The organism is Parundibacterium terreum, from assembly GCF_014636315.1.
Taxonomy (GTDB): domain Bacteria; phylum Pseudomonadota; class Gammaproteobacteria; order Burkholderiales; family Burkholderiaceae_D; genus Undibacterium; species Undibacterium terreum.
Window position 1 is genome coordinate 259836 of sequence record NZ_BMED01000002.1, and the last position, 11867, is coordinate 271702.

At 52.4% G+C, this 11867-nt stretch carries 14 protein-coding genes; 2 read left to right on the top strand and 12 right to left on the bottom strand.

Annotated features, from left to right (window positions below; all coding sequences use genetic code 11):
• Positions 1–29 precede the first annotated feature (29 nt).
• The 5 genes from pbpG to IEW12_RS10185 all read right to left on the bottom strand — a co-directional run bounded on the left by pbpG (position 30) and on the right by IEW12_RS10185 (position 3558).
• The gene (pbpG, locus tag IEW12_RS10165) at positions 30–1100 is read right to left on the bottom strand and encodes a D-alanyl-D-alanine endopeptidase (protein WP_371874526.1); all 1071 of its coding nucleotides are present in this window, start codon (positions 1098–1100) and stop codon (positions 30–32) included.
• A gap of 210 nt (positions 1101–1310) precedes the next feature.
• Positions 1311–1787 carry a hypothetical protein gene (locus IEW12_RS10170; protein ID WP_188565951.1) on the bottom strand — a complete coding sequence of 159 codons (477 nt, stop codon included), beginning with the start codon at positions 1785–1787 and terminating at the stop codon, positions 1311–1313.
• A complete protein-coding gene (locus tag IEW12_RS10175) occupies positions 1777–2385 on the bottom strand; it encodes a hypothetical protein (protein ID WP_188565952.1) in 609 nt (202 codons plus the stop codon). Before IEW12_RS10175 ends, IEW12_RS10170 begins: the two co-directional genes overlap by 11 nt.
• Entirely contained in the window at positions 2382–3071 is a 690-nt protein-coding gene (locus IEW12_RS10180) for a nitroreductase (protein WP_188565953.1), read from the bottom strand. The genes IEW12_RS10175 and IEW12_RS10180 overlap by 4 nt, the downstream gene beginning before the upstream one ends.
• A gap of 55 nt (positions 3072–3126) precedes the next feature.
• Positions 3127–3558 carry an acyl-CoA thioesterase gene (locus tag IEW12_RS10185; RefSeq protein WP_188566773.1) on the bottom strand — a complete coding sequence of 144 codons (432 nt, stop codon included), beginning with the start codon at positions 3556–3558 and terminating at the stop codon, positions 3127–3129.
• 384 nt (positions 3559–3942) lie between these two features.
• On the opposite strand from IEW12_RS10185, the gene IEW12_RS10190 reads away from it, so the two are divergent.
• A complete protein-coding gene (locus IEW12_RS10190) occupies positions 3943–4509 on the top strand; it encodes a phasin family protein (protein WP_188565954.1) in 567 nt (188 codons plus the stop codon).
• 157 nt (positions 4510–4666) lie between these two features.
• Here IEW12_RS10190 and IEW12_RS10195 read toward each other — a convergent pair whose 3' ends face one another.
• The 6 genes from IEW12_RS10195 to IEW12_RS10220 all read right to left on the bottom strand — a co-directional run bounded on the left by IEW12_RS10195 (position 4667) and on the right by IEW12_RS10220 (position 10283).
• Entirely contained in the window at positions 4667–5389 is a 723-nt protein-coding gene (locus IEW12_RS10195; RefSeq protein WP_188565955.1) for an ABC transporter ATP-binding protein, read from the bottom strand.
• A complete protein-coding gene (locus IEW12_RS10200; protein WP_188565956.1) occupies positions 5389–6159 on the bottom strand; it encodes an ABC transporter ATP-binding protein in 771 nt (256 codons plus the stop codon). Before IEW12_RS10200 ends, IEW12_RS10195 begins: the two co-directional genes overlap by 1 nt.
• Positions 6160–6169: 10 nt before the next feature.
• Positions 6170–7366: an ABC transporter permease subunit gene (locus IEW12_RS10205; RefSeq protein ID WP_188565957.1), complete on the bottom strand. Its 1197-nt coding sequence runs from the start codon at positions 7364–7366 to the stop codon at positions 6170–6172.
• An 11-nt stretch (positions 7367–7377) separates the two neighbouring features.
• Positions 7378–8307: a branched-chain amino acid ABC transporter permease gene (locus IEW12_RS10210; RefSeq protein WP_188565958.1), complete on the bottom strand. Its 930-nt coding sequence runs from the start codon at positions 8305–8307 to the stop codon at positions 7378–7380.
• 514 nt (positions 8308–8821) lie between these two features.
• A complete protein-coding gene (gene ispH / locus IEW12_RS10215) occupies positions 8822–9757 on the bottom strand; it encodes a 4-hydroxy-3-methylbut-2-enyl diphosphate reductase (RefSeq protein WP_188565959.1) in 936 nt (311 codons plus the stop codon).
• Between the two features lie 58 nt (positions 9758–9815).
• Positions 9816–10283, bottom strand: coding sequence for an FKBP-type peptidyl-prolyl cis-trans isomerase (locus IEW12_RS10220; protein WP_188565960.1), 468 nt, complete (start codon positions 10281–10283; stop codon positions 9816–9818).
• Positions 10284–10370: 87 nt separating this feature from the next.
• Here IEW12_RS10220 and radC point away from each other — a divergent pair, with 87 nt between their 5' ends.
• Positions 10371–11045: a RadC family protein gene (radC, locus tag IEW12_RS10225; RefSeq protein ID WP_188565961.1), complete on the top strand. Its 675-nt coding sequence runs from the start codon at positions 10371–10373 to the stop codon at positions 11043–11045.
• Between the two features lie 78 nt (positions 11046–11123).
• Here radC and IEW12_RS10230 read toward each other — a convergent pair whose 3' ends face one another.
• Positions 11124–11861: an alpha/beta fold hydrolase gene (locus IEW12_RS10230; RefSeq protein ID WP_188565962.1), complete on the bottom strand. Its 738-nt coding sequence runs from the start codon at positions 11859–11861 to the stop codon at positions 11124–11126.
• Positions 11862–11867 lie beyond the last annotated feature (6 nt).

Here is an 11867-nt window from a genome sequence, read left to right on the forward strand (position 1 = left end):
CCCCGGAGATTTTTTTCATTCATGCGGGATCAGGATCCGGCCAGGGCAGGCGATTTCGCCATGATCGGAGATTTCAAGGTCTCCAGCCATTTACGGATACGGCCGGCATCAGCCTGGCGTGAATACTTGCCCTTGGAGTCAAGGAACACCATGACAATAGCGCGGCCTTCTATCATCGCCTGCATCACCAGGCAGCGGCCCGCTTCAGCGATATAACCGGTTTTTTGCAAGCCGATTTCCCATCCCGGATTGGCAACCAGGTGATTGGATGTCGAGTATTGCAAAGGACGTCCGCCCGGCTCAACCACATATTTGGAATCGGTAGAATACTGGCGTATCAGCGGCTGCTGATACGCGGCATTGACCAGCTTGACCAGATCGCGCGCACTGGCGACGTTGTGCGGCGACAAGCCGGAGGAATCCACGTAATGGGTATCGCTCATGCCTAACTGTGCGGCCTTGGTATTCATCGCGGCAACAAAGGCAGGCAAGCCGCCCGGATAGTTACGGCCCAGCGCAGAAGCGGCGCGGTTTTCCGAACTCATCAAGGCAATATGCAGCATGTCGGTGCGAGACAATTTTGCGCCTATCTTCAGACGTGAGCTGGTTCCCTTTTCCTTGTCGATATCTTCGTTGGTGACTTCGATCATCTCATTCATGTCCTGATTTGCTTCTACAACAACCAGGCTGGTCATCAGTTTGGTGATGGACGCGATAGGCAACGAGACTTCAGAGTTTTTCTCAAACAAGACCTGGGAGCTGGCCTGGTCAACCACATAGGCGACATTTGATTTCAGATCGAGGGAATCATTGGCGTGGTTCAATCCCGCGAGATCACCGGCAGAAGCTCTTTCAGGGATGACCGGGGCAATCGCTACGCGCTGCAGTACTACCCTGCGCTTGCCATTAACCATCACGGTGTGCCGGACCAGCTTCGTGGCTGGCGCCTTTGCAGCGACTTTATGCGCAACGGGTTTCTTGACCACGTGCTTCTTGGTTTCAGCGGCGTGCGCCGATATCAGGGCTACTGGCAATGCGGCGAATGTGAAGACAACGAGCGCTTTACGAGTAAATTTAGCAATTTCAGCAAATTTCACCACCGCTTACTCCAGTAAATTTTATGACAGAAAATTTAGTGCAGTGTAGCAAAATTCAAAAAAATCGCAAGAGAATTAAAGGCTTAGCGCAATTATCTGATGCGAAGTCTTGTGTCATAAACATCAGAACTCATGGCCGGCATGCCGGATGGCGAAGCTCTGTGTATTTTCACTATAGACTAAATGCCACCGGGCTTTCAGCATTTAAAGGATTCAGCGATTTTGCAAAGCTGGCCGCATTTGCGCTGCCAGGGTTTCCGGAAAGCGCATGCAAAAGGCTTCCTGCAGCAGCAGTTGCAGGTAGGAGGCATCGGAAACATGCAAGCTATTATTTAAATAGAAACGGGGCAGCAGCCTGGCTGTCAGGCGGTGCCTGCCGGATTTTTCTGCAGGCTGCTCGGGGAAAAAGCTGAGATTGAAGCTGCTCAGTCCATTGTCTGCAAAATAAGAAACCACCTGCGTCAGAGAAGCGGCGAACACAGCTATCTCTGCGTCACTCAATTCTTCGATGGCGCCCCTCTGGTGAAATACCGCCATCACATCGCCCAGCGCGCCTATCGGTGCAAACGGTGCTATCCAGGCAGCGGTGCTGTCTTCCATCAACCATCTTGGCCCATCCCGCTCGGACCTGATCAAGTCGTCTGCGAACACTGAGCCGTTTGCCGACAGATAGGCAGTTTCAGCGCTCAACTCGCGCGCCAAACGGTTTCCTGGATGCTGCGTCAAGGCCACCTGCATATGCGGATGCAATTGGGAGCCACCTGATGCAGGCAGATAATTCCAGGTCAGCAAGCCATACGCAGTCTTCAATTCTGCCGAACTTTTTCTTGCGTGGATAAAAAATATCACGCGCCAGCTTTATCGTCTCCGCGATCAGGCCAGACGGCATCGCTTTCGCATCAAATGCATGCGCATGAGAAACCGCAGCGATCGCGGATATCTCATCATACGGAAAGAGGTTGGGAAACAGCGTCGCTTCCCCGCGCACCAGGCGGCCGTCTGCGACCATAGTGCCCTGGGCACCAAAACCATGCAGGAACTCATCGGTAAATTTGGGGGTAATCCTGCCAACCTGTGACTCACAAAACGGGCAATGGGGGCGGGTAGATTCCAGCAGCGCGCTCATGTCTTCGGCCTGCGGCACTACGCCGGAGAAATGGCAGATCCGCGCAGTATCCTGCGTCAGGGGGTCGTAGCGGATCTCGCTTTCGATCTGGGCCGGATCAAACTGCCGGCGCGGATCCAGCAGGCTGCTGAATTTTTTCTCGGCCTTGAAGGAGATACTCATTCCAGGAAAGTAACAAATCCGGATACCGCTTCACGCTCGGTAGTCAGTGTGTTTTCTATCTTGCTATTGTCGGCATAGCCCAGGGACATGCCGCAGACCACCATTTCACTCTCCGCCAAGCCGAGGATTTCTGAAATCAGCTTGTGATATTGGTTAAACGCAGCCTGAGGGCAGGTATCCAACCCGCGCGCACGCGCGGCCAGCATCACATTCTGCATGAACATCCCATAGTCCAGCCACGAGCCCTGCTCCATCACCCGGTCTATCGTAAAGATAAAGCCCACTGGAGCATCGAAAAATCCGTAATTGCGCCCATGCTGCGCATGCATACCTGCCTTGTTTTCGCGGCCCAGTCCCAACAGCGCATACAGATCCCAGCCTATCTTGCGCCTGCGGTCCACATATGGCGAGACCCATTTGACCGGATAGTAGTTATATTCCTCTGCGTGCCCCGATGCGGCATTGTTGTGCGCCTCCAGGATGCCGGTCGACAATTGCTTGAGCTTCGCACCTGTCAACACATATACCTTCCACGGCTGCGTATTGCTGCCGGATGGAGCGCGGGCCGAGATTTCCAGAATTTTTTCTATGTCTTCCCTGGCAACAGCATTCGGCAGGAAGGCCCTGACCGAGCGTCGCGAAGTAATCGTTTCATCAACAATGTTTTGAGCAGGTGTTGTAATCATGGCTGGATCTTTGAAAATCAATAGATGGTCGTATAAGTCTAAACCGGCGCTTGGGCTAAGACTGTATGGTTTTTAACAAGGCACGCATATTATCGGGGATGGATGCCGGCCTGCGGCTCTCCCGGTCAACATAGACATGCACGAAATGCCCTTGCGCCGATGCGCTGGTTTCTTCATTTTTGAAGATACCGACCTCATAGCGAACGCTGGAATTGCCCAGCTTGCTGACGCTGACCCCGGCTATGACCACATCCGGAAAAGCGACTGAAGCCAGGTAGTTGCACTGGGTTTCTATGACCAACCCGATCACACTGCTGGTTTCTATATCCAGCACACCATTGACGATCAGGAATTGATTCACGACCGTATCGAACCAACTGTAATACACCACATTATTGACATGTCCGTACGCGTCATTGTCCATCCAGCGCGTCGTAATTGTATGAAAATGCTGAAAATCGCTGCGTTGCTTTGCTTCCACCGGCATCATGTCCTCGCAATAAGATAAGCGTTTGGTTCAAGCATGGGACGCCGACCATCAAGGCGTGAAATAGTGGCTTGAATACCATCGAAACGAGTCTAGCATATCAGCAATGTTTCATCTGCCAGTCACAATCGTCGGCCATAATCTGGCTTGCCGGTGTATTAGTCAAATGACAAATATATTGGTGCGGTGAAAGCTTCTTTGCATCATCGATGTATGAAAAAGACAATTTTATTGCAATGCACAAAATTGGCTTGACATGCAAGTTTAAATCCTTAGAATGCATCATGGTGCAACGCACAAATCAGCTTTGCACGGGTCTTCTGCCCTGTTTCCTAGATACAACTTTTAATTCCCCCAAGTTCTACATCTTCTTAGGAGATATCAATGTTTTCAATCCCTGAACAGTTTTCCGCAGCTACCAAAGCGAACTTCGATGCCCAACTCGCACTGATAACAGCGTTGACCGGCAAAGCATTTGAAAGCGTAGAGAAATTTGTTGACCTGAACATGACAGTTGCCAAGACTTCCATCGAAGAATCCACCGCCGCTGCAAAACAGATTTTCTCAGCAAAAGACCCACAAGAATTTTTTAGCCTGACAGCAGCACACGCGCAGCCAAACGCTGAAAAGGCGCTGGCCTATGGCCGCCACCTGGCAACGATCGCCTCCGGTGCGCAAGCAGAGTTCACTAAAGCCGCAGAAACACAAATTGCAGAAACCAACCGCAAGGTACTGGCGCTGGTAGAAGAAGTTTCCAAAAATGCACCTGCCGGATCTGAAAATGTAGTTGCGATATTTAAAACAGCAATCGGCAATGCAAACGCCAGCTACGATCATCTGACCAAGACTACTAAGCAGGCAGTAGAAGCTTTGGAAGCCAATCTGAACACAGCAGTCAGCCAAATCTCACAAGCCGCAGTCAAATCGACACCACGCGCAGCAAAAAAATAATTGCCGCCTGATGGCAAGTAGGCCTTAGTGCTTGCAGCTAGACAAAAACCTCGCTGATGCGAGGTTTTTTTGTGCCTGAGAATTCGTTCCCTCAATAAAAAATGCCCTGCATAAGCAGGGCATTGTCATTCCAGGCTACTTGGCCACCTGGTAGATATTACTCGCCCAGATAAGCAGCCTGTACTTTCGGATCATGCAGCATCTCTTTGGCATCACCACTCATGGTGATGGAACCGGAGTCCATCACATAGCCGCGATGGGCTGCCTGCAATGCCAGCTTCGCATTCTGCTCCACCAGCAGTATGGTTACGCCTTGTGCCGACACATTGCGCACCACCTCGAAGATTTTTTCAACCATGATAGGCGACAGGCCCATCGAAGGTTCATCCAGCAAGAGCAGGTTGGGATGCGACATCAAAGCACGGGCCATCGCCAGCATCTGCTGCTCACCACCGGAAAGCGTACCTGCCAATTGCGCAGCACGCTCCTTCAGGCGAGGGAAAACGGTGAACCATTTTTCGATATCGGCATTGATACCGGCCTTGTCATTGCGGGTATAGGCGCCCATCATCAGGTTTTCCTGGATGGTCATGCGGGTAAATACGCCACGCCCTTCAGGCACCATCGCCAGATGGCTATTCACCAGCTGGAAGGAATTGATACCCTTGATGGACTTACCCAGATAATGAATTTCGCCCTCAACCTTGCAGCTTGGCAAAGTACTGGTAATCGCTTTCAGTGTCGTGGTCTTGCCCGCGCCATTCGCGCCGATCAGCGTAATCAACTCACCTTTGTTGACTTCCAGATCGATACCCTTGACGGCCTTGATGCCGCCGTAAGCAACCTTCAGATTGCTTACCTTCAATACATTTTCAAGCATTAGTGAGAACCTCCCAAGTACGCCTCGATCACAGCGGGATTTTTTTGTATGTCTGCAGGAAGGCCTTCGGCAATCGGCTTGCCGTAATCCAGCACGGTGATCCGGTCGCACAGACCCATCATCAGCTTCACGTCATGCTCAATCAGCAGAATGGTTTTACCCTCGGCCTTGATCTTGACCAGCAGTTCACGCAGCGCCAGTTTTTCAGTCGCGTTCATACCCGCCGCAGGCTCATCCAGCGCCAGCAATTTAGGATCCGTCGCCAGCGCGCGTGCAATTTCGAGCCGGCGCTGATCGCCGTAGGACAGGAACTTGGATGTGCGCTCTGCAAATTTGCCGATACCGACAAAATCCAGCAGCTCATGGGCGCGCTGACGGATTTCTGCTTCTTCCTTGCGCGCTGCCGGGCTGCGGAACACTGCACCGAACACACCCTGATGGGTACGGATATGCCGCCCTACCATGACGTTTTCCAATGCGGTCATTTCACCGAACAGGCGGATGTTCTGGAAGGTACGGGCAATACCTGCCTTGGCCACTTCATGCGGGGCAGAAGGAGAATAAGGCTTGCCATCCAGCTCGAAAGTACCGGTATCAGGCTGGTACAGGCCGGTGATCACGTTGAAGAACGTGGTCTTGCCCGCACCGTTAGGGCCGATCAAGCCATAGATCTGGCCCTGCTTGATCTCGATTCCCACATTGGACAGCGCTTGCAAGCCGCCGAACCGCTTGTTGGCGCCTTCAATTTTTAAGATTGTTTTATCAGTCATGTCGATATCCTTATGCCGCAGCCGCAGTGTCTTTATTGCTGGTCATTCTGTCTTCATGCTTCGGTGCCGGCCACAAGCCCGCGGGACGGTTCAGCATGATCACGACCATTGCCAGGCCGTACAGTAATTGACGCAATACTTCGGCTTCAATCAGGATTTTGCCGAACAGCAGATTTTGTATCGGTTCCACGCTATGGCGCAATACTTCAGGCAAGGCTGCCAGAATCACCGCGCCCAGCACCACGCCAGGGATATGGCCGATACCGCCCAGTACCACCATCGCCAGTACCGAGATCGATTCCAGCAGAGAGAAGGACTCAGGAGACACGAAACCCTGGAATGCCGCAAACATCGAACCCGAGATGCCGCCGAAAGAAGCACCCATCGAGAATGCCAGCAGCTTGATATTGCGGGTGTTGATGCCCATCGCCTTGGCAGCGATTTCATCTTCGCGTATAGCTACCCAGGCACGGCCCAAGCGGGAGTGCTGCAGACGGGATGATATAAAGATGATCGCGATACACAGTGCCAGGAACAGGAAGTAGTAGGCGTTCACGGAAGGCAGGCTGAAACCGCCCAGATGCACCGTTGCCTGCGAACCCGCTTCGCCATTCAGGGAAACGCCGAAAATGCGGATAGGGTCGATCAGGTTGATACCTTGCGGACCGTTAGTGAAATTGATGGGCGCATTCATGTTATTCATGAAAATACGGATAATTTCACCAAAGCCCAGCGTGACGATGGCCAGGTAATCGCCGCGCAGTTTCAATGTCGGTGCGCCGAGCACTGCGCCGAAGAAGCCTGCCAACGCAGCAGCTATAGGGACAATCAGCCATACCGACAGGTGCAAGCCGGTTTTGGTGATCTCAGGACCGCATACCGCAATCAGGAAATTCCCTACCGCGGGATAGCTGTTGACAAAGGATTCCAGCACTGTCGCGAACTGTGGCGATGCCAGCAAACCTGCCGTGTAAGCGCCTACCGCATAAAACGCGATATAACCCAGATCCAGCAAGCCGGCAAAACCGACCACGATATTCAAGCCCAGCGCCAGCATGATGTACAGCAGCGCAAAGTCGATGATACGCACCCAGGAATTACCGAAGTTGGATGCAACGAACGGAAAGGCTACCAGCAGCACCGCCAGGATGGCGAAGTTGGTATAGGCCTTTTTAGGATTACTTTTTATATCAAATGCACTCGACATGTCTGTTCTCCTTAGGCGCGGTCGGCAACACGTTCACCCATGATGCCGGATGGCCGCAAGGTCAATACGATAATCAACACGATGAAAGCGAAGATATCCTGATATTGGCTACCTAGAATGCCACCGGTCAGGTCGCCGATATAACCGGCGCCTAGGCTCTCGATCAGGCCCAGCAGAATACCACCCACCATCGCGCCGTAGATATTGCCGATACCGCCCAGCACCGCTGCGGAGAATGCCTTCAGGCCCGGAACGAAGCCCATCGCGAATTGCGCGGAAGAGTAGTTCGCCGCCCACATCACGCCGGCTATCGCTGCCAGCGCAGCACCGATCGCAAATGTAGCCACAATCACCTTGTTGGAATCAACGCCCATCAAGCCGGCGACCCTTGGGTTTTCCGCTGTAGCGCGCATAGCGCGGCCCATGCGGGTTTTTTCAACCAGCAGCACCAGTCCCACCATCGCCAGTGTCGCCAATACCAGCAGCACGACCTGGGTTTGCGAGATGACCGCACCGCCAACAGGAATCGGCGTGAAAGGCAACACGGATGGGAAAGGTATCGGGCTGCGGCCCCAGATCATCATCGCAAACACCTGCACCAGGATGGACACGCCAATCGCCGTGATCAACGGAGCCAGACGCGGCGCATTACGCAATTTGCGGTAGGCCACACGCTCGATCAATACATTGACGGCGATACATACCGGTATCGCTGCGATGATGGCAATCAGCAGTTGCACCATGCCAGGCAGGCCCGGGGCAACTGTCTGTAATAGCTTGACGACCGTAATACCGACCATGGCTCCTACCATCAGCACGTCGCCGTGGGCGAAGTTGATCAGGTTCAGGACCCCGTACACCATGGTGTACCCGAGCGCGACCAGGGCATACATGCTCCCCAGCACCAGTCCATTAATAATTTGTTGGATAAAGGTATCCATATTGTTTCTCTCTCTTTTAAACGAATCAAAATTTTGCCGAAAAACAAAACTCTTGGCTTAGAAGCATGTTCAGCAAAAATCATTCCTGATAACAAAAGCGGCACCCGGTCGATGCTGGGTGCCGCTGAAGTCTGGAAAGCTGTTATCCGAAAGGACGCGTTAAGGTATTCGGAGCAATGGAAGTGTGGTGAAAACACATGATAGGACTCTCCTCGACAACTTTTAGTAAAAAAGCTTTTTTATATTCTGGCACTACTTTATAGGTAATCCAGCAATTGCGGCGAGATTATACAGGCTAGTTATATCGTCGCAATGGCAAAAGAACCACTGGTGTTTCGATATGAACATAAATACTACTATACCCGTTCCCGCCAGGACAGCAGAAACCGGAAATTTCCGGTTTTCAGCTGCGCAGCAATGTTAGCGACGAAATCGCCTAATAAAATATGGAATAAAAGAAGAGTTACAAATTTAATTTCAAGACAGAAGCAAGAAATTGATGGAAAACAAATATTTATTTTGTTGTATTCAAGCCCTTGGGCATAGGAAAAGTGACATTTTCGATCGCCCCATCCAAAGCGCGCACACTTTTGGCGCCCAGCTGCTTGAGCTTGGCAATCACATCCTGCACCAATACTTCCGGCGCTGATGCGCCCGCAGTCACGCCTATACGCTGCACATCGGTGATCCAGTCGGGATCAATCGCTTCTGCGTTGTCCACCATATACGACGCAGCCCCCTTCTTCAACGCCACTTCGCGCAAGCGATTGGAGTTGGAGCTATTTGCGCTACCGACCACGATCACCAGGTCCACCTGCGGCGCCATGAATTTGACAGCTTCCTGGCGATTGGTCGTGGCATAGCAGATATCGCCCTTTTTGGGTTCGCTGATATTCGGAAAGCGCTGCTTCAGTGCAGTAATGATTTCCTCAGTATCGTCAACGGACAGCGTGGTTTGCGAAACATAGGCCAGCAAGTCGGGATTATTCACTTGCAGGACATTGACGTCCTCCACCGTCTCGACCAGGTACATGCCGCCTTCGCTCTGCCCCATCGTTCCTTCTACTTCAGGATGCCCCTGATGGCCTATCATGATGATCTCACGGCCTTCGCGGCGCATCTTTGCCACTTCCATATGTACCTTGGTCACTAGCGGACAGGTGGCATCGAATACAGTCAGCCCGCGGGCTTCAGCATCTCTCCTGACACTTTGCGGCACACCATGCGCTGAAAAGATCAAGGTATTACCAGCCGGCACATCGTCCAGGTCTTCTATAAAGATGGCGCCCTTCTCCCGCAAATCGCTGACTACGTAGGCGTTATGCACGATTTCATGGCGCACGTAGATAGGAGCACCAAATTGTTGCAGCGCGCGCTCTACGATTTCTATCGCACGGTCTACCCCTGCGCAAAAACCGCGGGGCTGGGCCAGTAAAATTTCTTTATCCATGTTGAAGCCGAATTCCACTTAAATGATGACTTGAGCTGATGTTTTTAAAAGGCAGCTTTTACAATATACCGATAATCCTGGTTTCAAACAGCAAAGTCTGTCCGGCCAGGGGATGGTTGAAGTCAAATAAAGCACTGTCTTCGTCCAGCGCACGCAGGATGCCGGCAAAGCGCCCTCCGGAAGGCGCGGAAAAATCGACCATGTCGCCAATCGCATACTGCTCGCCAAAGTTGGAGTTCTCTTTCAGCGTCGCCAGCGACACGCGCTGCAATAGCTCTGGGTTGCGCGGACCAAAGGCTTTTTCTGGCGGCAATTCCTGAGTGGTATGCGAGCCCTCTTCCAATCCCAGCAAGGAAGCTTCCAGTTCAGGCGCCAATTGTCCTGTGCCTAATTGTAATGTTGCAGGATTTTCATTAAAAGTGCTGATAATATCTTCACCTTGCAAGCTTGCAATTCTGTAATGCAGGGTAAGGTAAGCGTCCGGAGTGACGACGGGGACGGTTGCGGGCGTATTTGGTGTAGACATAATTCAATGCGAAATCAGGGTAAGCCAGTATTGTAAGCTAGCTGGGGCGTGTTGACATTTTCTTCGCAATTTAAGGGCATATCTATTATGGCAATTACCGACTGGCCGGAAGACCAGAGGCCGCGCGAACGCTTGATCAAGAACGGCGCGCAGGCATTGTCGGACGCCGAATTACTGGCAGTCTTCCTGCGCGTGGGAGTCAAAGGGAAGAGCGCGGTAGATCTGGGCCGCGACATGATCAGCCGCTTCGGCTCCTTATCTGGCCTGTTTTCCGCCGGCATCAAGGATTTCTCTGCGATGCATGGGCTGGGCGACGCCAAGTATGCACAAATGCAGGCCGTACTGGAGCTGGCCAAGCGTGCCATCTCCGAAGAATTGCAAAGCAACACCAGCCTGTCATCGCCACAGGCGGTCAAAAATTACCTGCAGCTAATGATAGGCAACAAACCGCATGAATCTTTTGCCGTGTTGTTCCTGGATATCAAGAACAGGCTGATTGCATCGGAAGAATTGTTTCGCGGCACACTTAGCCACGCGAGCGTTTATCCGCGCGAGGTCGTCAAGGCAGCGCTGCAACATAATGCCGCCGCCATCATCCTGGCGCACAACCACCCCTCAGGCTCCTGCGAGCCCAGCAATGCCGATCTCAGCCTCACGCAGACCTTGAAACAAGCACTGTCATTGGTAGATGTAAGGGTGCTGGACCATTTTATTGTTGCCAATCCGAATGTGTATTCCTTTGCAGAACATGGTCAAATTTAGGCTACTCTCCATGAAAAGTCTTAATTGTTAAATATTAAAAATCAACAAGACACAATGATCATGGGCCATTTTTAATTTTCAGTTCTTAGAGGCAGCCTCTTCAATGACAGCCGCCACTTCCGCGGGACGTGAAATGTAAACAGCATGGCTGCTTTTGATCTCCGTAACGGTGAAGCCGCCGCGCTTGTACATAAACCGTTCCAGTTCTGGGTTGATGGCCCGGTCCTCGGTCGCAACAATCCCCCAACTGGGCTTACTCTTCCAGGCCGGATTGCTGATCTTGGTGCTGAATGCGGCCGCATTTGGAAGCACTTGCGAAATGGACATGAAATGGGCAGTTTTTGCCGGCAAGTCAGCCGCGAAATCCTGGTGGAACATGGCAGGATCAAGCTGGAGATAACCATCGGGCGTGCGTTTGGACGCAGTGGATGCGGGGGGAAGTTTCTGGCGCAGCACCGCAGCCGATTCACCTTCATCCGGCGCATAAGCTGCGACGAATACCAACGCGCTCACCTTCGGCTCGCTGCCCGCCTGAGTGATTACCAAACCCCCATAGCTATGCCCAACAAGAACGACCGGTCCATCTTGGGCAGCGAGCACCCGCTTGACGGCCGTCACATCCTCCTCCAGCGAAGTTTCCGGATGCTGCACTACGGTTACCCGGTAGCCTTTAGCTTCCAGTATTTCGGCAACATCACGCCACCCCGATCCGTCTGCGAATGCACCATGGACAAGCACGACATTTTTAGCAGCAATCGCAGGAACGGCCTGAGCCAAGGCAACTGCGATTGCAATTGAGGAGATAATACGGTTCATACAGCG